The sequence below is a fragment of the Microbacterium indicum DSM 19969 genome (assembly GCF_000422385.1).
Lineage (GTDB): Bacteria > Actinomycetota > Actinomycetes > Actinomycetales > Microbacteriaceae > Microbacterium > Microbacterium indicum.
Map to the genome: position 1 here is coordinate 39908 of NZ_AULR01000016.1, position 24159 is coordinate 64066.

The following is a 24159-nucleotide window of genomic DNA, read 5'->3' on the forward strand; positions in this document are numbered from 1 at the left end:
GCGTGCGGAAAGGCGACGACGTGAGCGACGACAACACCCCAGAAGACGACTTCCAGGAGATGCTGCGCCGCCTCCTCGGCGACGCGGGCGGAGACGCCGCGGGGCTCGAGGGGATCGACCTCTCCCAGCTCGGCGCCGCGGGCATCGACCCCGCGATGATGCAGCAGATGATGGGCGCCCTCCAGGCGGCTTTCCGCAACGAGAGCGACGAGATCTCGTGGGACTCGACGCGCGTCGGCGCCCTCCACCTCGCGAACCGCGACGACCGCGGCATCGCGTCCGGCGACCGCGCCGACCTCGACCAGGCCTTCCACCTCGCCGACCTCTGGCTCGGCGAGGCGACCGAGATCCCCGCCCTCGCGGCCTCCGCGCGCGTCATCACGCGCGGCGAGTGGGTCGAGATGTCGCTCCCCGTGTGGCAGGAGCTCGCCGAGCCCGTCGCCACGAGCATCGCCGACGCGCTCACGCGGGCCATGCGCGAGCAGGCGCCCGACGACATGCAGCAGTTCGTGCAGAACGCGGGCCGCATGCTCCGCCAGGTGGGCGGATCCCTGTTCGCGGCGCAGCTCGGCCAGGTGATCGGCAAGCTCTCGCTCGAGGTCGTCTCGGGCGGCGACGTCGGGATCCCCGTGCTCCCCGCGGGCACGGCCGCGATCCTGCCACAGAACTTCGCCGACCTCGGCGAGGGCCTCGAGATCCCCGCCGACCAGCTCGCCCTCTACGTCGCGGCGCGCGAGCTCGCCCACGCGCGTCTGTTCGCGCACGCGCGCTGGCTGCGGCTGCACGTCATGAGCCAGGTGACCGACTACGCCCGCGGGCTCGAGGTCGACACCGACTCGCTCGAGGATCTCGCGACGCGCTTCGACCCGTCGCACCCCGAGGAGCTGCAGGAGGCGCTGAGCTCGGGCGCGCTCCTCCCCCAGCAGAGCGAGGCGCAGACGCAGGCCCTCGCGCGGCTCGAGACGATGCTCGCCCTCATCGAGGGCTGGGTCGACGTCGTCTCGTCCGACGCGACGAAGCGCGTCCCCCAGCTCGCCCGCATCGCGGAGGCGATCCGCCGACGCCGAGCGGTCGGGGGCCCAGCCGAGGACGCCCTGAAGTCGCTCGTCGGCCTCCAGCTGAGGCCGCGCCGCCTCCGCGAAGCGGCCGCGATGTGGCGCTCGATCGGCGACGCCGTCGGCGCCTCCGCGCGCGACGCCCTGTGGGACTACCCCGACCTCGTCCCGACGGCTGAGGACATCGACGACCCGAGCGCCCTCATCGCCCGACTCGAGGCCAGGGCCCGCGGCGACGAGGCGCCGCGCGACACCATGGACGACGAGATCGCGAAGCTCCTCGCCGACGCCGCGGGAGAGGGCTCCGAGGGCGACCAACAGCCGGGCGGACCGACGCCCGTCTGAGATCCGCGCCGGATCGATCTGTGGATAACCCCTTCGGGGCGCCGTGAGGCGAGCATGATCTCCGCATGGCCCTCATCGAGATCGACCCCGCGTTCCCCGTCCTCTGGCGCGGCCCGCGCGCGCTGCAGATCGGCGAGCCGCCCGTGTGCCCCGTCGTCGAGGACGCCGCGCGCTGGCAGGTGCAGCTGATCGAGTCGCTCGTCTCGGGGATCCCCGACGGGTACATCGCCGGCGTCGCGACGGCGTTCGGGGCGCAGCCCGCCGAGGCGGCGGCCTTCGTCGCCGCGCTGGGGCCAGCCCTGCGCGAGGCGCCGGTGCAGCGCGCCCTGACGGTCGTCGTCGCCGACGAGGTCCCCGAGGAGGCTGTCCTCGGCGTGCTCGACGCGCTCGACGCCGCCGGGTTCGACGCGACGCGCGCGACGGCCGCCGAGGCCGCGGCCGATGCGTCGCGCCTCGCCGTCGTCGTGGGCGGCGCCGTCGTGCCTCCCCACATCGCGCACCGGCTCATGGCCGCCGACCGGCCGCACCTGCCGATCGCGCTGGCTCCGCATGCCGCGACGGTCGGACCACTCGTGCGCCCCGGCCGCACGGCCTGTCTCGCGTGTCTGTGGGAGCACGAGCGGGAGCGGGATCCGCTCTATCCGACGATCGCGGCGCAGCTCGTCGCTCGGGCCGAGTCGCGGCTCATCCCGCGGTCGATCGCGAGCGCGGCGGCCGGGATCGTGGCGCGGATCCTCGCCGCCGACGACCCACACGCGGAGCGCACGCGATCCGTGCGGATCACCCGCGACGGGCGGCGGCGCTGGCGCTCGCATCGCCCGAGCGCAGCGTGCCTGTGCCGATCTCCGCGAGGAAGCGAGATGCCGATCGTTCGTATCGTCCCGAGGAGCGCGCCCACGACAGCGACAGCGAGCGCTCGGCCCGCGTGATCCCCACGTAGGCGAGGCGGCGCTCCTCGTCGATCGCCTCGAGTCCCTGCGCGTAGGAGATCGGCAGGAAGCCCTCCGACATCCCGATGAGGAAGACGTGCGGCCACTCGAGGCCCTTCGCCGCGTGGAGCGTCGCGAGGGTCACGGTGCGCATCTCGGGCTCGTGCTGATCCTGCGCTCGCGCGAGGAGGGCATCGGCGAAGCCCCGCATCGTCGCCCCCTCCGTCTGCTCGCCGGCGAGGCGGAGGATCGCCTGCCGCGCCTCCCACGCGTCGCGCAGCGCTCCCCCGGCCTCCGGCGCGTCGTCGGTGTGGCCGAGGCCGCGGAGGACGTCGCGCACCTGGTCGGCGAAGCTCTCGTCGGTCGGTGCGACGGCCGCGGCGCGGATCGCCATGACCGCCTGGCGCACCTCGGGGAGGTCGAAGAAGCGCCGCCCGCCGAGGACCTGCGCGGGGACGCCGGACGCCGCGAGCGCCTGCTGCAGGGCGGCCGACTGCGCGTGCGATCGGTACAGCACCGCGATCTCGCTCGCGGCAGCTCCCCCGTCGAGCAGCTCGCGGATCCGCGACGCGACGGCGCGCGCCTCGGCCTCGTCATCGGGGAAGGCCGTCACGGTCGGCGGGGCAGCGGCGGCGGGCGCCGTGGGGGACGGCGCGAGAGTCAGGGCGCCTGGCCTGTCGCGCATCAGGGCGTTCGCGACGCCGAGCACCTCGGGCGCCGACCGGTAGTTGCGTTCGAGGCGCACGATGCGGGCGTCCGGGTAGCGCCGACCGAAGTCGAGGAGGTGGCGCGCCTCGGCTCCCGCGAAGGAGTAGATCGTCTGGCTCGGGTCGCCGACGACGCAGATGTCGCGCCGCTCGCCGAGCCACAGCTCGAGCAGACGGTTCTGCAGCGCCGAGACGTCCTGGTACTCGTCGACCGTGAAGTGGCGGTACTGCTCGCGGACCGCGACGGCGACGCGCGGCTCCGATTCGATCATGCCCGCGCACGCGAGGAGGACGTCCTCGAAGTCGAGCTGGCGGCGCTCGTCCTTGAGCTTCTCGTACGCGGCCATGAGGTCTGCGAGGGCGGCCGCCGAGATCTGACCGACCGACCGACCGAGCGTCGCGTACTCCTCGATCGAGCGCATCGTGACCTTGCGCCACTCGATCTGCGCCGCGACGTCGCGGAGGGTGTTGGTGTCGGGCCGGAGGCGCAGCGAGTCGGCGGCGTGCGCGAGGGCGCGCACCTTGTTGTCGATGATCGACGGCGCCGTGTCGCCGGCGACCGTCGGCCAGAAGTAGTTGAGCTGCGAGAGCGCCGCGGCGTGGAAGGTGCGCGCCTGCACGCCGACGACGCCCATTGCGCGCAGGCGCCCGCGGAGCTCGCCGGCGGCCTTCGTCGTGAACGTCAGCGCGAGGACCCTGTTCGGCGTGTAGGCGCCCTCGTCGACGCCGTGCGCGATGCGGTGCGTGATCACGCGGGTCTTGCCCGCGCCCGCGCCCGCGAGGACGGCGACGGGCCCGCGCAGGATCTCGGCGGCGGTGCGCTGGCTCTCGTCGAGCGCGTCGAGGACGCTGCTCACGACGCGACGGGCGTTCCGTCGTACCAGGCGCGGATGATGCGGTGCGCGATCGACGTCGCGCCGGGGAGCCCGACGTCCCCCTCGCCGCGAAGGCCGCGGCCGATCTCCTCGCGCGTGAACCAGCGCGCCTCGACGATCTCCTCGCCGTCGGGCGTCACGTCGTCGTCGTCGACGAGACCGGCGTGGTAGCCGAGCATGAGGGAGCGCGGGTAGGGCCACGCCTGGGATCCGAGGTAGGTCGCCTCGCGCACCGTCGCTCCCGCCTCCTCGTGCAGCTCGCGGCGGAGAGCCTGCTCGGCCGACTCGCCGGCCTCGACGAATCCCGCGAAGCACGAGAACATGCGGCCGCCCCAGGCCGCGTTGGCGCCGAGGAGGATCCGCTCACCGTCGGCGCTGACGATGCCGACGATGATCGCCGGGTCGGTGCGCGGGAAGTGCTCCCGCCCGCAGGCGGCGCAGCGCCGGGACCAGCCCGCCTGGCGGATCTCGGCGTCGCCTCCGCAGGCGGGGCAGAACGCCGAGTCCCACAGCCAGCGTCCGAGCGCGACGGCCTCGGTCAGGAGGTCGGACTCGATCTCGGGGAGCGCGGCGCCGATGATCCGGTGCGAGCGCAGATCGCGCGCGGCGAGGGCGGCGGGCCGTTCACCCCGCCCGGGGAAGGCGGCGAGGAGCACGCCGCGACCGTCGGCGTCTCGGCCGAGGAAGGCCCAGCGGGACCCGTCCGGCACCTCATCGGGGGCCGCGAAGTCGAGGGCGATCGCGTCGCCCGACGCCGGGGCCTCGTCGCCCGCGACGAGGAGGACGCGGGTCCCGGGATCGGCCCGCAGCTCCTCGAGGAGGCCCGGCCGGTCGCGTTCCCCTGCGCTGCGATCGAACACGGCGGGGGCGGCGGACGCGGTCATGGACTCCCTCTCTCCGGGGCGTGGCGCGGTGTGCGCGCGCAGGGCCCGACCTAGTCTGGGACCTATGTCGCGATCCCCCTTCACTCTAGCCGCGGCCGCCACGGCGGCCGTCCCCGGAGTCGAGATCACGGGGGCGCGCCCGCTCACCTCCGGCGGTTCGGGCCGCTTCGACGCCGCAGTCGCGACGCGCGCCGACGGATCCGAGGTCGTCGTCCGCATCCCCGCCGACGAGAGCGCGCTCGCCGACGTCGAGAGCGAGCTCATCGCGCTGCGCGCCCTCACGGCCGGCGTGCGCGACCTGCTGCCGTTCGCGGCGCCCGAGGTCGTCGGGCAGACGGCCGCCGACGAGACGCGCGTCATCGTGACGACCTATCTCCCGGGCTACCAGGTCGAGGCCGCCCACATCCCCGCCGGGCGCGGCGTCGCGCGCGAGATCGGCGAGGCGATCGCCCGGGTCCATGCCCTGACGCCCTCGGTCGTGCGTTCGGCCGGGCTCGTCGAACGCTCCCCCGCCGAGGTCCGCGCCGAGCTCGAGCGGCTGCTCGACCTCATCGGGCGCAGCGGGCGCGTCCCCGTGCGGCTCATGGTGCGCTGGCGCGAGGCCGTCGAGGACGACCGGCTGTGGTCGTTCGAGTCGACCGTCGTCCTGGGAGGCGCGCAGGCGACGTCGTTCCTGCTGCGCGACGACGCCGCGGGCGCGCCGCGCGTCGCGGGGGTCCTCGACTGGCAGGGCCTCGCGATCGGCGACCCCGCGGTGGATCTGCACTGGACCGAGTCGGCGCCCGACGCGGCCGACGACGTGTTCGCGGCTTACGGCGACGCATCGCTGCGCGCGCCCGACCACGCGCTCCGCGTGCGCGCCCGCCTGCACGCCGAGCTCGAGTTCGCGCGCTGGCTCGTGCACGGCATCGAGAGCCACCAGCCGCAGGTCGTCGACGATGCGGCCGAGCTGCTCGAGTCGCTGTCGGCCGGCCTCGCCGACGACGCTCTCCTCGCCGATCTCCCCGCCCGGGAGCGCGCCGACGTCAGCGAGGCGATTGCGCTCCTCGATCGCGTGCCCCGCGGTGCGCGGACCGAGACCGACACCTCGATGCACACCGACGCATACGGCCCGGAGGAGCTCGGCCTCCACGCCGAGGAGAGCTGGGGCCTCGGCGAGCACGCCGCGGCGTCGACCGACGACACCCAGCCCGTCGCTCCCTCCGACGTCACGGACGACACGCAGCCGCTCGACCGGTCCTGACCCGGAGCCTGCTCCTCAGAACGGTGCGGCGGTCGCGCTCAGGTCGCGGAAACGCACGGCGGAGCCCGGCATCGTCGTGCGCCCCGGGAAGCGGCACGTTCCGTCGCGCGCGACGAAGATCCGATCCCACGTCGGGGTGAGAGCCGCGAGCCGCCTCGCCTCGGCGGCGCCGATCGGCTGATCGTACTCCAGGAGCGGTCGCCCTCGGGGCCGCCCCGTCACCTCGCCCGTCATCAGCCCCACCGGGATCATCACCTGGACCGCCGCTCGGATCTCACCAAGGGCCGTGCCGCCTGGTGTGTGCAGCTGGTGCGCGGTCCGGTGCGCATGCGCGACCCGCCGCCCCATCGTCGTGAGCCGGTCGAGAGCACCGCGGATCACCGTCGATTCGGCGACGGCGTACAGCTCGCTCATGCCGTCGCCGAGGTCGCGCACCGAGACGCGACGGCGGGCCTTCGCCTGCGCGTGCGCCTGCTCGACGTCGCGGTCGAGGAGGCGATCGGCGATCACTCGGGCCGCGGTGCGCGTCTGCGGCGCAGTCGACACCCGGGCGACGTCGAGGCACTCGCATTCGTAGGCGACCCGTGCCGCGTCGTCGGCCGCGAGCGCCGAGCCCTCGGCGAGGAGCGCACGCACGTGCTCCTCGGAGATCGCCCCCTCACGCAGGGCCTGCTGCGTCGCGGGGTAGGACCGCGCGAGATCTGACGACTCGCGGAGCCTCGCCGAAGCGACGTGCCGCGACACCCGCATGGCCGACGCGACCTCCTCCGCCATCGAGCGATACGGGAGGTCGCGCGCATCTCCCGTCGACGGGATCCTGCGGGCCTGCGCCTCGGCGATCCTGTCGGGCACGGCTTGGGCGGACGCCGCAAGCGAGTCGGCGCCGGCGCGCAGCTGCCGCGCCGTCTCGAGGGCGGCGAGCGCCCCATCGGCGCGCTCGCGCTCTTCGGGAGTCATCTCCCACGAGATCGCACCGCGCACCTGTACGGCGATTCCGTCGAGGTCAGGAGCCCACCGCGGTGTGCCAGCGCGCGACGAGCTCCTCCTCGCTCATCACGCGGTCGTCGCGCAGGACGAGGTCGTCGGCGACGTAGTAGAGCGCGACGTCGATCCTTTCGAGCGGGACCCCGAACCGGCGGTGGTAGGCGAGGCGATAGAGGGCGAGCTGGAGCATCCGGTCGGCCCGCTCGGCGTCGCTGCGCGGAGCGCGCCCCGTCTTCCAGTCGACGATCTCGACGCGATCGCCCCGGCGGTACACGGCGTCGAGCTTGCAGATCACGAGGCGCGGCTCGGATCCGTCGAGCCCGGGAAGCGGGAAGTCGACCTCGGTCTCGACGAGCTCGGGCTGGAGCTCCGCCCACTCGCTGCCCTCGAAGGTGCGGCGCAGGCGCGCGAGGTCGGCCTCGTCGGCCGCCTGCTCGGCCGTTCCCGTGCGCTCGTCGAACGCGTCGTCCCCGTCGATCTCCCACAGGGCGTCGTCGGGCGACGGCCCGCCGCCGACGAGGCCCGAGCGCTGCTCGACCCACTGGTGGAAGAGCGTGCCGAGCCGCGTCTGGCGGAACGGGCGCTCGGGCATCGGCCGATCGAGCTCGGCGAGCGCGGCGTCGGGGTCGGTCACGTAGTCCTTGAAGCGCGACGCCGGGACGCGGGTCGGCACGCGCGGCGCGAGGCCCGCCTCCCGCTCGGCGCGCTCGCGCAGCAGGCGGGCGAGCTCGGGCGACGGGGCCGCGGCGGGCGCGTCGCGCACGAGCCGAGCGGCCTCCGCGACGCGCGCGCGGCGCGCGCCGAGCGGGTCGAGCGGCCACCGCGCCGTCGCCCCGTCTCCCGCGTACGGGTTCTCGGCGTCGTCGGCGGGCGGTTCGACGGGATCCAGCCCGAGGTGCTCCTGGATCTCCTCGAGGAACGGGCTCGGCCGCCGCGGCGTCTTCTGCCCGGACCAATGCGACCCCGTGAGCAGAAGCCGGCCGCGGGCGCGCGTGACCGCGACGTAGGCGAGCCGCCGCTCCTCGGCGAGCTGGTGCTCGCGGTTCGCGTCCTCGAACGCGTCGAACGCGGCCTTCAGCTCCTTCTGCTGCGCCCGCTTCTCCTTCGCGTCGGCGGCGGGGGCCGGCGCGATCCACTCGAAGGTCGGCAGCGCGCGGGCGTCGCCGCGGAAGCGCTCGGGCAGGCGCCCGAAGCCGAATCCCCCGCGGACGCCGCGCGATCGCGTGGGGAGCTCGCCGTCGACGAGGCGCACGACCGCGACGGCGTCCCACTCGAGCCCCTTGGACCCGTGAATCGTCAGGAGCTGCACGACGCCGGGCTCGGGCGGCTCGGTGCGCGGCATGAGGTCGTCGGCGCGCTCCGCCTGGTCGATCCAGGCGAGGACGCTCGAGAGCGTGCCCCGCTCGTCGACGTCGAGGAACGCGCGCACCTCGTCGCCGAAGGCCCGAAGCTGCGCAGACGCCGTGCGTCCCGCACCCCGCGTCTCGTTCGCCGCGAGCTCGATGTCGAGCCGCAGCTCGCTCTCGATGAGCCGCAGGAGGTCGGGGACGGGCTGGCCCGCGGCACGGCGCAGGCGGTCGAACATCTCGCCCGCTGCGCGGAGCCGCGCGCGGCCCTCGGGCGTGATCCGGGCGAGCAGCCGGTAGTCGTCGCGGGCCGTGCGCACGACGTCGAGGGCGTCGACGATCGACACCTGCTCGTCGATGCCGGCCGACTGCCGCACCTTCTCGCGCAGCTCGTCGGGCAGAGGCGCCATGCCGCCGTCGCGCTGCGACAGGTCGGCCGCCAGATCGTAGAGCGCCGCCATGTCGGCGACGCCGATCGAGAAGCGCGGCCCCACGAGAAGGCGGATGAGCGCCGACCCCTCGGTCGGGTCGTGGAGCACGCGCAGGGCGCTCACGAGGTCGACGATCTCGGGCGACGACAGCAGGCCGCCGAGGCCGAGGATGCGATGCGCGATCCCGCGAGCCGCGAGCGCGTCGGCGAAGGCCTGCATGTGCTTCTTGGAGCGGAAGAGGATCGCTCCCGTGAGCGGATCCTCGCCCTCGTGCGCCTGCTGGAGGCCCGCGAACCAGTCGGCGACGCCGGCCGTCTCCTCGTCGATCGTCTGCGGGAAGAGCACCTCGAGGCGGCCGTCGGCGGCGCCGGGGCGCGGCTCGAGCTCGTGGACGTCGATCCCGCCCGCCGCACGGAACGGCTCGACGACGCTGTTGGCCGCGGCGAGGACGACGCGGTCGTTGCGCCAGCTCGTCATGAGGTCGTAGCGCCCGGCCTCTCGCTCGCGCGCGAACTCGACGGGGAACGCCGGGAGGTTGTCGGCGCTGGCGCCCCGCCAGCCGTAGATCGACTGGTTCGGATCGCCCACCGCCATGACGGCGCTGTCGCGGAAGAGCCCCGCGAGCAGCCGCGTCTGGAGGACCGAGGTGTCCTGGTACTCATCGAGCAGCACGACGCGGTGCTGCTCACGCAGCTCGCGCGCGATGTCGGGCGCCTGCTCGACGACGTCGAGTGCCCCCGACACCTGGTCTGCGAAGTCGAGCACGCCGCGGCGGCGCTTCTCGGCGCCGTATGCCTCGACGAGCGAGAGCAGCGAGGGCAGCGCCGTGAGAGCGGCGTGCGCGCTCTCCCAGGAGCGCACCGACAGCACGGAGTCGTCGACGAACGGGGCGAACTCGGCCGCCTGCCGCTCGGCCCAGCGCCGGAGCGCGGCCGGGCTCACGCGATGGTCGAGGAGGTCTCCCGCGAGCCGCTGGATCGCCTGGACGATGTCGCCGAGCGAGTTGTCGAGATCCTCGAGCCCCACCCCGTCTGCCGCGATCGCGACCTCGCGGGCGAGCATCCACGACGCCGTCGCCCCGAGCATGCCCGCGTCGGGGTCGCGCCCGATGCGCGCCGCGTTCTCGCGGACCAGTCCGTCGGCGAACGCGTTGTAGGTCGAGACGCGCGGCCGCAGCAGCAGCGCGTCGATCCTGGGGCCGGATCCCGAGTCCCATCCCGTCGCATAGTCTCGGGCGAGCTCGTCGAGGACGGTCTGGCGGACGAGCTCGCGCTGCGCGCCGGCGCGGGCGTCGGCGATGCGCGCGAGGCGGCCGGAGGCGACGATCTCGTCGAGATGCGGGAGGAGCCCGCGCCGCCCGTACGCGTCTATCTGGTCGAGGCGACGCCCGATCCGCTCGGCCAGCTCGCCGGCCGCCTTGCGGGTGAAGGTGAGGCCGAGGATCTCGTCGCGCGACACGTGGCCGTTCGCGACGAGCCACACGACCCGCGCCGACATCGTCTCGGTCTTGCCGCTGCCGGCGCCCGCGACGACGAGCGCCGGTTCGTCGGGAGCCTCGATGACGCGGCGCTGCGCCGGCGTGGGCCGGAACTGCCCGAGGGCGTCGGCGATGACGTCGGCCGACAGGGAGAGGGGACCGTTCCAGCTCATGCGCTGACCGCCTTCACGGTGTGGATCCGGCAGATGGGCGCCCACTGCCCCGCGGTGCAGTGCGCCTCGACCGACGCCTCGAACGTCGACGCCGCCATGCCGCGGGCCGCCGCTCCGAGGCGCGCGAGGAACGCGTCGCGGTCGTCGCCCGCGAGCGTGTGCTGGTGCGCGATGCGGTAGGGGCTCTTCGCCGTCGTCTTCGAGACCACGACGAGGCGCGCGCCGCCGAGGCGCTCGGGAGGCGCCCCCGCGACGAGACCCGCCTCGACGGCCAGCTGGTACGCCGCGAGCTGCGCGTCGTCGCGGACCTTGGCGTCGGCCGTGCGCTCCTCGTTCTTCCCCGTCTTGAGGTCGGCGACGACGATCGCGCCGTCGGGCGCCGCGGCCATGGCCTCGTAGCCGCGACCGCGGGCGAGCGGATGCTCTCCCGCGCCGGGCGGGTACTGCTCGACCCGGTCGATCGTCCCGCGGATCACGGCGCGTCCCGGCGCCGCCGCGTCGGGTCCGGCGTGGACCGCACCGTCGTCGAGCGAGACCGCGAACCGGAACTCGGCCTCGGAGGCGACGACCCGGCCGCCGTCGGCCCGCACGCTCGCGAGGTAGGAGTCGAGCCGGTGCACGTACTGGTCCATGCGCCGGCGCTCGCGCGCACCGAGCCACGCCGTCTCGAAGTCGAGCTCGCCCCACCGCTCGTCGACGACGCGCTCGAGGGCGTCGACGCCGCCGTCGGGCGCGTGCTCGAGCGCCGCGTGCAGGATCGTGCCGAGCCCCGCGCTCGGCGAGATCACGGTGTCGCCGCCGAGCGACGCGATCGCCCAGCTCAGCCCGCACTCCTCGAAGCCCTCGATCCGCGACGGCGAGACGCGCACGGGCTCGGCGGCGAGGTCGCGGAGCGGCGCCTCGGTCGTCGCGGGGGCGATGCCGTACCACTCGCCCGGATCCGCGCCCGGGACGCCCGCCTCGGCGAGGACCCGCAGCTGGCCCGCCGCCTCGCGGCGCTCGGCTTCGTCGCCCGAGGTCGTGAGGGTGCGGCGGTGATGCGCGACGAGCCCGCGGAGGGTGAGCGGCCGCGCGTGCGCGTGAAGGGGACGCTCGTCCGGAAGCGACGCGAAGAGCGGGCTCGGCGCCTGGTCGTCGTCGCGCGTCGCGGTGACGAGCACGCCGATCCGCGCGCGCGACACGGCGCGGACGAAGAGCCGCAGCTCGTCGAAGAGCGCCGCCCGGCGCCGGTCGATCGCGGGGTCGTCGTCGGGATCGGGGTCGTCCGAGCGCAGGGCGCGCAGCGCCGCCGGGAGCCGCCACGCCCCGAGCATGCCGCCGCGCAGGCGCGTGTTCGGCCACACGCCGTCCTGCAGCCCCGCGATGACGACGACGTCGAACTCGGTCGACAGGGCGTTCGCGGGGGTCAGGAGCGTGACGAAGCCGTCGCGTTCGGGCGCCGACAGCATGTCTTCGGGGACGTCGCTGCCGAGGATCTCGCGCACGAACGGCAGCGGGCCCTCGTGCGGAGCGCGCTCGATGCGCAGCTTCGCGGCCGCGAAGAGCGCGACGAGGCCGTCGAGCGAGCGAGCGGTCTCGGCCGACTGCGGTCCGGGCGAGGTCGCCACGCGGCGCCACACCTCGGACAGCCGGCGGCCCGCGAGCGTGCGCGATCGGTCCCACGCGAGCCAGAGCAGCTCGTGGATCGTCGCGCCGCGCGCCGCGCCCTCGCCGATCTCGCGCAGCGTGACCGCGAGGCGCTCGGCCGAGCGCCCCTCCGCCGTGTCGAGGGCCGCGAACCGCACGGGGTGGGCCATGGCCTCGCGCAGCAGCTCGCGCGCGGGGCGCACGCCGCCCGCCGCGAGCTCGGCGTGCCGCAGCCGCGCGCGCAGGCGCCGCAGCGCGACGCCGTCGAAGCCCCCGTACGGCGAGCGCAGGGCGTCGACGAGGGCCTCGTCGGATCGTTCGGCCGCCGGCGTGAGACCCAGGAGGACGAGCTCGACGATCTGGCGCACGGAGCGCTCGGACCCGAGGGGGCGGGTGACGCCTGCCGCGCGGGTGGGGACCTCGCGCGCCGCGAGCTCGGCCTCGAGCGTCGCGATCTGGCGCGTGTCGTGGGCGACGACCGCCATGCGCGACCAGGCGACGCCGCGGCTCAGGTGCCACTCGCGCAGCTGCCAGGCGATCTCGTCGATCTCCTCGTGCGGCGAGGGCGCGATCGCGACGGCCACGTCTCCCCCGTCGTCGGGCCTCGGCCCCGGCGCGTGCCGGTGGTCGACCCGGCCGCCCGCGCCGATGAGCTGCGTGATGCTGCGCGTCACCCACGCGATGCCGCCGCGGGCGCGGTGCTGGCCGCGCAGGACGTGCACGGGGCCGAGCGCGCGCTGGAGGTCGCCGAAGATGTCGGGTGTGATCCCCCGGAAGGCGCCCGACGCGATATCGGGGTCGCCGAACGCGACGACCGCGACGCCCCGCGCCGCGAGGGCCTCGAGGAGCAGTGCGCCGCCGCGGGTCAGCTCCTGCGCGTCGTCGACGAGGACCGCGCGCAGCTCGTCGACGCCCGGGAGCGGGGCGCCCGACCGCAGCGCGTCGATCGCGCCGCGCGTGAGCTCCGCCGCGTCCCACGCCGCGTCGCGCATGCCCCGCGCCGCGCCGGCGTAGTCGGCGAGGAGGCTCGCGACGGGGGCCCATTCGCCCCCGCGCATCGCCCGCAGCTCGTCGCGCGACACGTCGAGCTCGACGGCCGCGTCGAGGAACGCGCGCAGCTCGGAGCGGAACTCGCGCGACCGGCGGACGGCCGGAGGCAGGTGCTCGGGCCACGCGATCCGCTCGTCGTCGATGTCGCCCTCGACGAGCTGGCCCAGCAGCCGGTCCTGCTCGGCTCCCGTGAGCAGCTGCGGCGCCGCCTCTCCGCGCGAGAGCGCGTCGGCCCGGACGACCTGGAACGCGAAGGATCCGATCGAGCGGGCGAGCGCGCCAGGGGTCGCGATGCCGACGCGCAGCCCCAGGCGATCGCGCAGCCGCGTCGCCGAGGCCCGCGAGGGCGTGAGGGCGAGAACGGCCTCGGGCGCGAGCGCCGCCTCTCCCGTGAGGAGGCGCGCGACCCGCTCGACGACGACGGCCGTCTTGCCGCTGCCCGGCGCCCCGATCACGGTGCCGGATGCCGCCGGGTCGAGCTCCATGACGGCCCGCTGCTCGGCGTCCCAGGAGGTGCTCGTCGTCATGATCCCCATCCTCCCGGGAAGCCCCGACAAACGAAGGCCGCGGCGCGCGCGTTCGCCCTGAGCGTCAACGGATCCGGCTCATCAGCTCGTCCCATAAAGTTGTTGCGAGCGCCCCGCTCGGGGCAGCGCATCGCGCGACGAAAGGCACCTCCATGGACATCCGCATCGGCATGAAGAACACCGCCCGCGAGCTGAGCTTCGAGACGGACGAGGCACCCGAGGACGTCAAGAAGAAGGTCGCCTCCGCGCTCGAGGTCGGCGCCCCCGCCGAGTTCACCGACATCAAGGGCAACACGTACCTCGTCTCCGGCAGCGTGCTCTCCTACATCGAGATCGGCACGGCGGAGACGCGCCGCGTCGGCTTCGTGGCCTGACCGGGGGCGCGAATGCACATCCTCCTCGCGCTCGTCTTCGCCGCGGCGGTCGGGGCCGGCCTCCACTACCTCCTCCCCGCGCGCGATCTCCGCGGCGTGCTCCTCGCGCCCGCGGTCGCGGTGGGTTCGGCCGCCGCGATCTACGCGGGCCTGACCTGGGTGTGGGGCGAGGCCAGCTGGCTCACCTGGCTCTCGGCCCTCGTCGCACCCATCGCGATCGCGATCGCGTGGCTCCTCGTGTCGACGGCCGTGCGCCGTCGGAGCGACGCCGCGTTCCTCGCCGCCGCCTGATCGATCAGGCCGTCAGCCCCAGCGCGTCCATGCGCTGGGAGTGCGCCGACAGCAGCGCCGTGAAGACGGGCTCGACCTTCTCCTCCTCGGAGCGGTCGAGCCCGTCTTCGCGCAGGGCGGAGCGCGCGACGAGCAGGGTGTCCCCGACGAGCCGCCTGGCCCACATCGACAGCAGGCCGCGCATCTCTTCGTCCGAGTCGGCCGTCGCCCGCAGGAGGTCGGCCAGCTGCTGCCTGTCGTGGTCCTCGCGCAGGACCCGCGCCGCGCGGCGGCCGGGCTCGCCGTAGCTCGAGGCGAGCGCGAGGTAAAAGTCGTCGAGCAGGCCCGCCGTGATGTGCACCGTGAGCATCGTCTCGCGCGGCCGCGCGCCCAGCGTGCGGCGGCGGAACGCGTCGAGCGGCGCCTGGAAAGGGCGCATGAGCTCGGCGGGGTCGTCGCCGCGATCGCGGATGATCTCGACGAGCCCGCGGTGCTTGCGGAGAGCCGCACCGGCCGCGAGCGAGAGCGCCTCCTTCTCGGCGAGATCCGGCGTGCGCTGGATCAGCCGCGTGAGCGTCTCGAAGTAGCCGAGCTGCAGGTACGCCGCCTGGCCGAGGAACACCTCGGCGTCGGGCGCCAGCTCGGCGAAGTCGACGCGCGTGGCGTCGCCGAGCTCACCGCGCGACCGGAGGCGCAGGACGCGCGTCGGGCGGGCCCGACGCCAGAACCAGTTGACCACGCACGACAGCCTACGGCGATCCCGGAACGCGGCCGGGTAGGCTCGGTGCCAGCCTCGTCATCGGAGCGGGGCACCGCGCCTGGGCTCAGAAAGAGGCGTGGACGCATTTCCACGGCGGCAGCCGCGCGCTCCCGCGCCGCGCCGCCGAGAACAGGCACCATCACATGACATCGTTCGCCGAACTCGGCATCGATCAGGACATCGTCGACGTCCTCCAGGCGAAGGGGATCGCCGACGCGTTCCCGATCCAGGAGCAGACGATCCCGATCTCCCTTCCGGGCCAGGACGTCATCGGCCAGGCGAAGACGGGAACGGGCAAGACCTTCGGCTTCGGCATCCCCGTGGTCCAGCGGCTCGGGAAGGACCCCGAGCCCGGCGTCAAGGCGCTCATCGTCGTCCCGACGCGCGAGCTCGCCACCCAGGTCTTCGAGGACATGGACCTCCTCACGAGCGGCCGCTCGACGCACGTCGTCGCGATCTACGGCGGCAAGGCATACGAGGGCCAGATCGAGCAGCTGCGCGCCGGAGCGCAGATCGTCGTCGGAACCCCCGGCCGCCTGATCGACCTCGCGAACCAGCGCCTCCTCGACCTCTCGAACGCGACCGAGGTCGTGCTCGACGAGGCCGACAAGATGCTCGACCTCGGCTTCCTCGCCGACATCGAGAAGATCTTCCAGAAGGTCCCCTCCTCGCGCCACACGCAGCTGTTCAGCGCGACGATGCCCGGGCCGATCGTCGCCCTCGCGCGCCGGTTCATGTCGAACCCGATCCACATCCGCGCCTCGGACCCCGACGAGGGCCTGACGCAGGCGAACATCCGCCACGTCATCTACCGCGCGCACCAGCTCGACAAGGACGAGGTCATCGGCCGCATCCTGCAGGCCGAGGGCCGCGGCAAGACCGTGATCTTCACGCGCACGAAGCGCGCCGCGCAGCGTCTCGTCGACGAGCTCAACGACCGCGGGTTCAACGCGGGCGGCGTGCACGGAGACATGGGCCAGGAGCAGCGCGAGCGCTCGATGGCCGCGTTCAAGGCCGGCAAGAAGGACGTGCTCGTCGCGACCGACGTCGCGGCCCGCGGCATCGACGTGACCGACGTGACGCACGTCATCAACCACACGATCCCCGACGACGAGAAGACGTACCTGCACCGCGCCGGCCGCACGGGCCGCGCGGGCAACGAGGGCATCGCCGTGACCTTCGTCGACTGGGACGACCTGCACAAGTGGGCGCTCATCAACCGCGCTCTCGAGTTCGGCCAGCCCGAGCCGACCGAGACCTACTCGACGAGCCCCCACCTGTTCTCCGACCTGAACATCCCCGAGGGCACGAAGGGCCGCATCGCGACCGCCCCGAAGAAGCAGGACGGGGAGAGGAAGCCGCAGCAGAGCCGCTCGCGCCGCCGCCCGAGCGCCGACGCCGAGACGCCCGACGAGGGCCAGGGCACGCACGACGGCCAGGGCAAGGAGCACCGCGACGGTTCGAGCGGCGCGCCCTCGCGTCGCCGCCGCCGTCGCCGCCGCTCCTCGGGCGGCACGCCGCAGGTCGGCGGGGGCGCCCCCGCCGCCTGATCTACAGGATCGGATCCGTCCCGCTCGCCCGGGCGATGATGCGCTCGACCATCTCGAGGTCGGTCGTGTTCTCGCCCGGGCGATTCGGCTTCCCGGCGCCGTGGTAGTCGCTCGACCCCGTCACGACGAGGTCGTGGGCGTCGACGAAGCGGCGCAGTCGCGCGACGCCGTCGGGGCGGTTCTCGCGGTGCCCGAGCTCGAAGCCCGCGAGGCCCGCGTCGATGAGGCGACGGATCTCCCCGTCGTCGAGGCGCCCGCGCCCCGCCGGGTGCGCGATGATCGGGACGCCGCCGGCCGCCGCGATGAGCTGCACGGCGAGGATCGGCTCCGGCGTGTAGTGGCGCTCGTAGTACGGGCTCCGGAAGTGCAGCAGGTCGGCGAACGCCTCGCCCCGGTCGGAGACGACTCCCGCCGCGACGAGGGCGTCGGCGATGTGCGGCCGGCCGACGGTCGCGTCGCCCGCGCGCTGCGCCGAGACGTCGTCCCACGTGATCGGGTAGTCGCGGGCGAGGTTCGCGACGAGGCGCTCGGCGCGGCCGACCCTGTCGTCGCGGATCCGCCGCATGAGCGCGGAGAGGTTCGCGTCGTCGGGATCGAACAGGTACGCGAGGACGTGGACCCCGGTCCATGCGTGCTCGGCCGAGATCTCGGCGCCGGGCAGGAACCCCATGCCGAGCCGGCGCGCGGCGGTCGCGGCCTCGTCCCACCCGCTCGTCGTCTCGTGGTCGGTCAGCGCGATCGTGCCGAGCCCCGCCTCGCGCGCGACCTCGACGACCCGCTCGGGCGACTCCGTTCCGTCGGAGCGCTCGGAATGCAGGTGGAGGTCGGCGGGGCCGGGGATCGCGAGGGGCACAGAGGGAGCCTAGAGCTCCCGCGGCGGGACGGGACGCTGGGAGTACCCTCCCGGTGCCCTGGGCGGCGCCCCCTCCGCGCGGCATTTCCCAGAAGTCGTGCGTAATGTCGCGAGCGTGTTGCGGTGGCTCGGCGGTCTGATCACGGTGCTCTTCGGGTGCGCCGCGATCGTCGTCACCTGGCCCCAGTTCTTCCACCTCGAGCAGCGCCTGCCCTTCGCGCAGCTCGTCGCCCTCCGCGGTGCGCTCGTCGTCGGCTTCGCCGTCATCGCGATCGTCTTCCTCCTCATCGCCGCGGCCCGCCGCGTCCGAGGATTCGCCGTCTCGATGGCGATCGTCTCGGCCCTCGCGGCTCTCGCGGGCGGCATCATCCTCGGCGTGCGCGGCTACGGCACGTCGGAGCTGCCCGACAAGACCGAAGACGCCGTGCGGGTCATGACGTGGAACACGCTCGGCAACGCGGCGGGCGCGCAGTCGATCGCCGAGACGGCCGTCGCCATGGAGGCCGACATCGTCGCGCTCCCCGAGACCGAGGAGGGCGTCGGCGAGCAGGTCGCCGTCCTCATGCGCGAGCTCGGCCACCCGATGTGGGTGCACGTCGAGCAGTACAACAGCGACGTCGAGAACGGGCCGCAGGCCTGGCAGACGACGCTCCTCATCTCCCCCGACCTCGGCGACTACTCCGTCATCGACGCGTCGTCCGACGGCACGACGATGCTGCCGAGCGCCGTCGCGATGCCCGTCGACGGCGACGGCCCGATCATCGTCGCGGCCCACGCCGTCTCGCCGCAGGACGAGTACATGAGCGACTGGCAGGCGGATCTGCGCTGGCTCGCCGACCAGTGCGTGGACGGCGACGTCATCATGGCCGGCGACTTCAACGCGACGGTCGACAACATGGCCGCGCTCGGCGAGGCGGGTCACGACCTCGGCTGGTGCGACGACTCGGCGACGAGCACGGGCGACGGCGCGGCGGGCACCTGGCCCGCCTCCGTCCCGACGCTCCTCGGCGCGCCGATCGACCACGTGCTGCACACGAGCAACTGGGAGGCGACGGGATCCCTCGTCCTCACCAACCTCGACGACGCGGGAAGCGACCACCGCCCCCTCGTCGTCCAGCTCGAGCCGGTCTCCTGAGAGGCGTCGGTGCGACACTGGATGCATGACGACATCCGACGACACGACGACCGCTGAGAAGCCCCGCACCGACTCGAACACCAACCGGCGCCAGCCGTACCCGCAGGGCTTCCTCGACACGATCTCGACGGGTTGGGCCGACCGCGAAGACGCGATCCCCGCGGCGCGCGAGCAGGCCCCGTTCGCGGCCGCCCGGCGCGACGCCGTGAGCGCCGCGTTCCCCGGCAGGCGCCTCGTCGTCCCCGCTGGCGGCTACCAGGTGCGGTCGAACGACACCGACTTCCCGTTCCGCGCCCACTCGGCGTTCGCGCACCTCACGGGGTGGGCGTCCGACGCCGTCGCCGACTCGCTCCTCGTGTTCGACCCGACCGCCGACGGCCACGACGTCACCCTGTTCCTCCGCGACCGCGCGACCCGCGAGACGGCCGAGTTCTATCGCGACGCCTCGATCGGCGAGTTCTGGGTCGGCCCCCGCCCGTCGCTCGCCGCCGTCGCCGCCGACCTCGGCGTCGAGACCGCCGACCTCTCGGCGTTCGCCTCGGGCGACGACGACCTCGTCGTGGGCGAGGACGAGGCCCTCACGACCTTCGTCTCCGAGCTGCGCCTGATCAAGGACGCGTACGAGGTCGCGCAGCTCCAGCTCGCGGTCGACACGACGAAGTCGGGCTTCGACGACATCGTCGCCGAGCTCCCCCGCGTGATCGAGCACCCGCGCGGCGAGCGCGTCGTCGAGGGCGTGTTCCACAGCCGCGCCCGCAGCGACGGGAACTGGGAGGGCTACGACACGATCGCGGCGGCCGGCGCGCACGCCTGCTACCTGCACTGGACGCGCAACGACGGCGCGGTCGCGCCGGGCGACCTGATCCTCATCGACGCGGGCGTCGAGGTCGACAGCCTCTACACCGCCGACGTCACCCGCACGCTCCCCGTGGACGGCACCTTCTCCCCCGTGCAGCGGAGGATCTACGAGGCCGTCCTGGAGGCGGCGGACGCCGTCTTCTCCGCCGCGAAGCCCGGCATCCGGTTCCAGGAGCTGCACGACACCGCCATGCGGGTCATCGCCGAGAAGACCGCCGAGTGGGGCATCCTTCCCGTTCCCGCGGCCGAGGCGCTCGACCCGAAGACGGGCGGCCAGCAGCGCCGCTACATGGTGCACGGCACGAGCCACCACCTCGGTCTCGACGTGCACGACTGCGCGCAGGCGCGTCGGGAGATGTACTACGAGGCCGAGCTCCGCCCCGGCATGGTCTTCACGATCGAGCCCGGCCTCTACTTCCAGGCCGACGACATGACGGTGCCCGAGGAGTTCCGCGGCATCGGCGTGCGCATCGAGGACGACATCCTCATGACCGAGGACGGGCCCGTCAACCTCTCGGCGGCCGTCCCGCGCACGGCGGACGACGTCGAGGCGTGGGTGCGCGGGGGTCAGTCGCGCTGATCTCCCGCGGGAGCCTCTCCCGCGTCGGGGCCGGCGGATCCTTCGGGCTCCGCCGGCTTCGGCGTCTCGGCGGGCGCCTGCGGCTGCTGCGGCTTGCCGTCGACGACGCGGATCCCGTACTGCGGGGGCTCGTTCGTCGGAGGGGCCGCGACGACGGTGCGCGGCTTCGTCGTCCCGAGCAGGCGGCGCGCCTCGGTGACGTGCGATCGCGAGACGGCGACCTCGTAGTGGTCGGCCATGACCATCTGCACACTCGCGTAGTCGCGGCGGCGGCGCACGAGCGAGTAGCTCAGGACGCGCATGAGCATGCCGACGGCGACGCCGAGGAGCAGGAGCCCGCCGACCATCGCGAAGGTCGGCGTCGGAACCCAGATGAACGCGAACGCCGAGACGAGGAGCCCGAGGAGCACGCCGTTGAGCGCACCCTGCCACGCGGCCTGCGCCCACCCGAGGCGCCCCGTGATCTTCTCGACCGAGCGCAGCGCGGATCCGACGATCGCGATGTCGGACGCCGGGATCTCCTTCGAGATGAGGAGGGACACCGCCCGCTGAGCGCCCTCGTACTGCTTGTACGTCGCGACGGTCTCGCCGACCTCAGGGGCGCGACCCAGGCCGTTCATCATGCTCATGGCCCGATTCTCCCACGCGGCCGACACCCGGATCTCTGCCTCCGCTATGCCCTCCCTGTGAGAGCGCGCCCGCCGCAGGAGGGCCGCGCGGCCGGGCCCCTCGGCTACCCTTGACGAGTGAGTACGCAGAGGGTTTTCGTGGGCCGGCTGGCCGGATGCCCCGTGTTCGATCCGGCGGGTGATCGACTGGGCAAAGTGCGCGACATCGTCGTCGTCTATCGCAGTACCGGGTCGCCCCGCGTGATCGGGCTCGTGCTCGAGATCCCGGGGCGGAGGCAGGTCTTCGTCGGCATCGGCCGCGTGACCTCGATCGCACAGGGCCAGGTCATCACGACGGGCCTGATCAACGTGCGCCGGTTCGACCCGCGGGCCGACGAGAAGCGGGTCATGGCCGAGATCATCGGCCGCCGCGTGACGCTCCAGGACGGATCCGGCGAGGCCGCGATCGAGGACGTCGGCATCGAGCCCAACCGCATCGGCGAGTGGTCGATCACGCAGCTCTTCCTTCGCCGCCCGCGCACGAGCGCCGCGCCGTTCTCGAAGGGGCCGACGACGTTCGCGACCTGGGCCCAGGTCGACGAGCGCAAGAAGCCGGGCGAGGCCCAGTCGGCCGAGCACTTCGCGCAGAGTCTCGGCGACATGCGGCCGAGCGACCTCGCGAACGCGCTCCTCGACCTGCCCCGCGAGCGCATGATCGAGGTCGTCGCCGAGCTGAGCGACGAGCGCCTCGCCGACGCGCTCGAGGAGATGCCCGAGGACGACCAGGTGCAGATCCTCGAGGCCCTCGGCGACGACGAGCGCGCCGCAGACGTGCTCGACGAGATGGATCCCGACGACGCCGCCGACCTGCTGGCCGAGCTGAGCGCCGAGCGCAGCGAGGAGCTGCTCCAGATGATGGAGCCCGAGGAGGCCGACGACGTGCGCCTCATCCTCAGCTACGGCCCCGACACGGCGGGCGGCCTCATGACGACCGAGCCGATCATCCTGCCCGCCGACGCGACGATCGCCGAGGCGCTCGCCCTGATCCGCCGCCACGAGCTGCACCCCGCGCTCGCGGCGAGCGTGTTCGTGACGCTGCCGCCGTACGAGACGCCGACGGGGCGCTACCTCGGCGCCGTGCACTTCCAGCGCATGCTCCGCTATCCCCCGCACGAGCGCATCGGCGCGATCCTCGACGACACCGTCGAGCCCGTGCAGGCGACCGCGCCGGCCGCCGAGGTCGCGCGCCGCCTCGCGAGCTACGACCTCGTGTCGATGCCCGTCGTCGACAAGGCGCACCGCCTGCTCGGCGCCGTGACGGTCGACGACATGCTCGACTCGCTGCTGCCCGACGACTGGCGATCGCACGACGAGGACGACCCGATCCCGGCGCTCGAGACGGGCTCGATCCGGACGGTGGCCGGCTGATGGCCCGCCCCGAGGCCCGCCGCTTCGCGCGCGGGCGGCGCCCCTCCCTGGGCGCCGACACGGCCCCGAGCGACCGGTTCGGCCAGGCGACCGAGTGGATCGCGCGCGCGATGGGGACCCCGTGGTTCCTCATCATCCTGACGCTGTTCTGCCTCCTCTGGATGGCGTGGAACACGCTCGCGCCCGAGGAGTGGCGCTTCGACTCGGCGGCGATCGGATTCACGGCCCTCACGCTGATCCTCTCGCTGCAGGCCTCCTATGCGGCCCCGCTGATCCTGCTCGCGCAGAACCGCCAGGACGACCGCGACCGCGTGCAGCTCGAGCAGGACCGCGTGCGCAGCGAGCGCAACCTCGCCGACACCGAGTACCTCGCGCGCGAGATCGTCGCGCTGCGCCTCGCGATGCAGGAGGTCGAGAACGGCGCCGTCACGCGCGACGTGCTGCGCGAGGAGCTGCGCCGGCTGCTCAAGGACATCGAGAAGTCCGACCGCAAGCGGGCGAAGAAGTCCGCGCAGGCCGAGGACGGCGAGGACGCGTGACGGGATCCCTCGCCGACCGCGTGCGCGACGCGGTGGGGTCGGTCAGCGACCCCGAGCTGCGCCGCCCGCTGTCAGAGCTCGACATGGTCCGCGGCGTCGAGGAGACGCCGGGGGGCGTCCGCGTCGAGATCGCCCTGACGATCGTCGGCTGCCCCGCCGCCGACCGCATCGAGCGCGACGTCCGGGCGGCCGCCGAGGGCGTCGCGGGCGCCGGCCGGGCCGAGATCGCCGTCGGCGTCATGTCGCCCGCCGAGCGCAAGGCCCTCACCGACCGTCTGCGGCCCGCGAAGCGCAACCCGTTCGGCGCAGGATCCCTCACCCGCGTCATCGCCGTCACGAGCGGCAAGGGCGGCGTCGGCAAGTCGACCGTCACGGCGAACCTCGCGGTCGCTCTCGCGCAGCGCGGCCTCGCCGTCGGGCTCGTCGACGCCGACGTGCACGGCTTCTCGATCCCGGGCCTCCTGGGCCTCGCGGAGGCCGACGGGTCCTCGCCGTCGCCCACGCAGGTCGGCGAGCTCATCCTCCCACCCGTCGCGCACGGCGTGAAGGTCATCTCGATCGGCATGTTCCTGCGGCAGTCGGACGGCTCCAACCCCGGCGCCGTGATGTGGCGCGGCCCCATGCTGCACCGCACGCTCGAGCAGTTCCTCACCGAGGTGTTCTTCGGCGACCTCGACGTCCTGCTCCTCGACATGCCGCCGGGAACGGGCGACATCGCGATCTCGGCGGGCCACCTGCTGCCCGGGGCCGACGTCCTCGTCGTCACGACGCCCCAGCCGGCCGCGAGCGACGTCGCCATCCGCTCGGGCCTCGTCGCCCGCCAGGTGAAGCAGAACGTCGTCGGCGTCGTCGAGAACATGGCGCCCCTGGCCCTGCCCGACGGGACGACCCTCGACCTGTTCGGATCCGGCGGAGGTCAGACCGTGTCCGACGCCCTGTCGGAGGGGTCGGATCCCGTCCCGCTCCTCGCGTCGATCCCGCTGAGCCCCGCGCTGCGGACCGACGGCGACGCCGGGACGCCCGTCGTCGTCGCGCACCCGGACGACGCGGGCGCGCGCGCGATCACGGCGCTCGCCGAGCGGATCGCGACGCGACCCCGCGGCCTCGCGGGGCGCAGCCTGCCGTTCCAGGCGCTCTGAGGCGCTCGCGGGTCAGGTCGCCTCATCGTCGTACGGCGGCGGCTCCTCCGCGGAGAACGCGCGCGCGACGAGCGGCGTCGTGCGCGGCGGCTTCACGATCGTCGGCGCGGGCGTCGAGACCGGCTTGACGTCGGGCGCGTCGTCGAGGAGCGCCTCGCGGATGATGCGGCGCGGGTCGTACTGGCGCGGGTCGAGCTTCTTCCAGTCGACCTCCTGGAAGTCCTCGCCCATCTCCTCGGTCACGCGGGTGCGGGCGCCCTGCACGTAGTCGCGCAGCTGTCGGGCCGTGCGGCCGAGCCATTCCGCCGCCTGCGGGAGCCGCTCCGGACCGATGATGATGGCGGCGATCACGGCCACGATGATGACCTTCTCGATCGCGAACCCGCTGAACATGGAACCAGATTACCCAGGGT

The 24159-nt window shown here is 73.9% G+C and carries 19 protein-coding genes; 10 read left to right on the plus strand and 9 right to left on the minus strand.

Features of this window, described 5'->3' with window-relative positions; all coding sequences use genetic code 11:
* Positions 1-20: 20 nt before the first annotated feature.
* Positions 21-1400 carry a zinc-dependent metalloprotease gene (locus H576_RS15490; protein ID WP_036320595.1) on the plus strand — a complete coding sequence of 460 codons (1380 nt, stop codon included), beginning with the start codon at positions 21-23 and terminating at the stop codon, positions 1398-1400.
* Positions 1401-2180: 780 nt separating this feature from the next.
* Here the strand turns inward: H576_RS15490 and H576_RS0110935 are convergent.
* Both H576_RS0110935 and nudC read right to left on the minus strand, forming a co-directional pair.
* Positions 2181-3893, minus strand: a complete 1713-nt coding sequence (locus H576_RS0110935; protein ID WP_029150967.1) for an ATP-dependent helicase — start codon at positions 3891-3893, stop codon at positions 2181-2183.
* Positions 3890-4795 (minus strand): NAD(+) diphosphatase, encoded by a 906-nt coding sequence (nudC, locus tag H576_RS0110940; protein ID WP_036320598.1) that lies wholly within the window; start codon positions 4793-4795, stop codon positions 3890-3892. The genes H576_RS0110935 and nudC overlap by 4 nt, the downstream gene beginning before the upstream one ends.
* A gap of 64 nt (positions 4796-4859) precedes the next feature.
* On the opposite strand from nudC, the gene H576_RS15495 reads away from it, so the two are divergent.
* Positions 4860-6038 carry a phosphotransferase gene (locus tag H576_RS15495; protein WP_051172659.1) on the plus strand — a complete coding sequence of 393 codons (1179 nt, stop codon included), beginning with the start codon at positions 4860-4862 and terminating at the stop codon, positions 6036-6038.
* 15 nt (positions 6039-6053) lie between these two features.
* Here H576_RS15495 and H576_RS0110950 read toward each other — a convergent pair whose 3' ends face one another.
* From H576_RS0110950 to H576_RS0110960, 3 genes are read right to left on the minus strand one after another with little or no spacing between them, the layout of a single operon-like run.
* A complete protein-coding gene (locus H576_RS0110950) occupies positions 6054-6995 on the minus strand; it encodes a DUF222 domain-containing protein (RefSeq protein WP_156888205.1) in 942 nt (313 codons plus the stop codon).
* A gap of 46 nt (positions 6996-7041) precedes the next feature.
* Positions 7042-10449 (minus strand): ATP-dependent helicase, encoded by a 3408-nt coding sequence (locus tag H576_RS15500; protein ID WP_036320601.1) that lies wholly within the window; start codon positions 10447-10449, stop codon positions 7042-7044.
* Complete coding sequence (locus H576_RS0110960; RefSeq protein ID WP_036320604.1) at positions 10446-13652, minus strand: UrvD/REP family ATP-dependent DNA helicase; 3207 nt, start codon at positions 13650-13652, stop codon at positions 10446-10448. The genes H576_RS15500 and H576_RS0110960 overlap by 4 nt, the downstream gene beginning before the upstream one ends.
* Before the next feature lie 152 nt (positions 13653-13804).
* Here H576_RS0110960 and H576_RS0110965 point away from each other — a divergent pair, with 152 nt between their 5' ends.
* Together H576_RS0110965 and H576_RS0110970 are read left to right on the plus strand one after the other, a co-directional pair.
* Complete coding sequence (locus tag H576_RS0110965) at positions 13805-14026, plus strand: DUF3107 domain-containing protein (RefSeq protein ID WP_029150971.1); 222 nt, start codon at positions 13805-13807, stop codon at positions 14024-14026.
* Positions 14027-14038: 12 nt separating this feature from the next.
* Positions 14039-14317 (plus strand): hypothetical protein, encoded by a 279-nt coding sequence (locus tag H576_RS0110970; protein ID WP_029150972.1) that lies wholly within the window; start codon positions 14039-14041, stop codon positions 14315-14317.
* Between the two features lie 4 nt (positions 14318-14321).
* On the opposite strand, the gene H576_RS0110975 is transcribed toward H576_RS0110970, so the two are convergent.
* The gene (locus H576_RS0110975; RefSeq protein ID WP_029150973.1) at positions 14322-15035 is read right to left on the minus strand and encodes a ferritin-like fold-containing protein; all 714 of its coding nucleotides are present in this window, start codon (positions 15033-15035) and stop codon (positions 14322-14324) included.
* 164 nt (positions 15036-15199) lie between these two features.
* Between H576_RS0110975 and H576_RS0110980 the strand changes: the two genes are divergently transcribed.
* Positions 15200-16606 (plus strand): DEAD/DEAH box helicase, encoded by a 1407-nt coding sequence (locus H576_RS0110980; protein WP_029150974.1) that lies wholly within the window; start codon positions 15200-15202, stop codon positions 16604-16606.
* A 1-nt stretch (position 16607) separates the two neighbouring features.
* Here H576_RS0110980 and H576_RS0110985 read toward each other — a convergent pair whose 3' ends face one another.
* The gene (locus H576_RS0110985; RefSeq protein ID WP_029150975.1) at positions 16608-17459 is read right to left on the minus strand and encodes a PHP domain-containing protein; all 852 of its coding nucleotides are present in this window, start codon (positions 17457-17459) and stop codon (positions 16608-16610) included.
* Positions 17460-17574: 115 nt separating this feature from the next.
* Between H576_RS0110985 and H576_RS0110990 the strand changes: the two genes are divergently transcribed.
* Together H576_RS0110990 and H576_RS0110995 are read left to right on the plus strand one after the other, a co-directional pair.
* Entirely contained in the window at positions 17575-18594 is a 1020-nt protein-coding gene (locus H576_RS0110990) for an endonuclease/exonuclease/phosphatase family protein (RefSeq protein WP_029150976.1), read from the plus strand.
* A gap of 25 nt (positions 18595-18619) precedes the next feature.
* The gene (locus H576_RS0110995; protein WP_029150977.1) at positions 18620-20032 is read left to right on the plus strand and encodes an aminopeptidase P family protein; all 1413 of its coding nucleotides are present in this window, start codon (positions 18620-18622) and stop codon (positions 20030-20032) included.
* Here H576_RS0110995 and H576_RS15505 read toward each other — a convergent pair.
* Positions 20020-20661 (minus strand): YflT domain-containing protein, encoded by a 642-nt coding sequence (locus H576_RS15505; protein WP_084502698.1) that lies wholly within the window; start codon positions 20659-20661, stop codon positions 20020-20022. The genes H576_RS0110995 and H576_RS15505 overlap by 13 nt on opposite strands.
* Positions 20662-20778: 117 nt before the next feature.
* Here H576_RS15505 and H576_RS0111005 point away from each other — a divergent pair, with 117 nt between their 5' ends.
* From H576_RS0111005 to H576_RS0111015, 3 genes are read left to right on the plus strand one after another with little or no spacing between them, the layout of a single operon-like run.
* A complete protein-coding gene (locus tag H576_RS0111005) occupies positions 20779-22068 on the plus strand; it encodes a magnesium transporter MgtE N-terminal domain-containing protein (protein WP_029150978.1) in 1290 nt (429 codons plus the stop codon).
* Positions 22068-22607, plus strand: coding sequence for a DUF1003 domain-containing protein (locus H576_RS0111010; protein ID WP_029150979.1), 540 nt, complete (start codon positions 22068-22070; stop codon positions 22605-22607). The genes H576_RS0111005 and H576_RS0111010 overlap by 1 nt, the downstream gene beginning before the upstream one ends.
* Positions 22604-23746, plus strand: a complete 1143-nt coding sequence (locus H576_RS0111015) for an Mrp/NBP35 family ATP-binding protein (protein ID WP_029150980.1) — start codon at positions 22604-22606, stop codon at positions 23744-23746. The genes H576_RS0111010 and H576_RS0111015 overlap by 4 nt, the downstream gene beginning before the upstream one ends.
* 12 nt (positions 23747-23758) lie before the next feature.
* Here H576_RS0111015 and H576_RS0111020 read toward each other — a convergent pair whose 3' ends face one another.
* On the minus strand, positions 23759-24139 hold the full coding sequence (locus H576_RS0111020) for a twin-arginine translocase TatA/TatE family subunit (RefSeq protein ID WP_029150981.1): 381 nt from the start codon (positions 24137-24139) through the stop codon (positions 23759-23761).
* Between the last annotated feature and the right edge of the window lie 20 nt (positions 24140-24159).

Excerpts from the sequence above, each read along its gene's own strand:
- H576_RS0110995 (WP_029150977.1), top strand. The coding sequence starts at position 18,620 with ATGACGACATCCGACGACACGACGACCGCTGAGAAGCCCCGCACCGAC.
- H576_RS15505 (WP_084502698.1), bottom strand. The coding sequence starts at position 20,661 with ATGAGCATGATGAACGGCCTGGGTCGCGCCCCTGAGGTCGGCGAGACC.
- nudC (WP_036320598.1), bottom strand. The coding sequence starts at position 4,795 with ATGACCGCGTCCGCCGCCCCCGCCGTGTTCGATCGCAGCGCAGGGGAA.
- H576_RS0110960 (WP_036320604.1), bottom strand. The coding sequence starts at position 13,652 with ATGACGACGAGCACCTCCTGGGACGCCGAGCAGCGGGCCGTCATGGAG.
- H576_RS0110965 (WP_029150971.1), top strand. The coding sequence starts at position 13,805 with ATGGACATCCGCATCGGCATGAAGAACACCGCCCGCGAGCTGAGCTTC.
- H576_RS0110950 (WP_156888205.1), bottom strand. The coding sequence starts at position 6,995 with ATGACTCCCGAAGAGCGCGAGCGCGCCGATGGGGCGCTCGCCGCCCTC.
- H576_RS0110970 (WP_029150972.1), top strand. The coding sequence starts at position 14,039 with ATGCACATCCTCCTCGCGCTCGTCTTCGCCGCGGCGGTCGGGGCCGGC.
- H576_RS15500 (WP_036320601.1), bottom strand. The coding sequence starts at position 10,449 with ATGAGCTGGAACGGTCCCCTCTCCCTGTCGGCCGACGTCATCGCCGAC.
- H576_RS15495 (WP_051172659.1), top strand. The coding sequence starts at position 4,860 with ATGTCGCGATCCCCCTTCACTCTAGCCGCGGCCGCCACGGCGGCCGTC.
- H576_RS0111010 (WP_029150979.1), top strand. The coding sequence starts at position 22,068 with ATGGCCCGCCCCGAGGCCCGCCGCTTCGCGCGCGGGCGGCGCCCCTCC.
- H576_RS0110980 (WP_029150974.1), top strand. The coding sequence starts at position 15,200 with ATGACATCGTTCGCCGAACTCGGCATCGATCAGGACATCGTCGACGTC.
- H576_RS0111020 (WP_029150981.1), bottom strand. The coding sequence starts at position 24,139 with ATGTTCAGCGGGTTCGCGATCGAGAAGGTCATCATCGTGGCCGTGATC.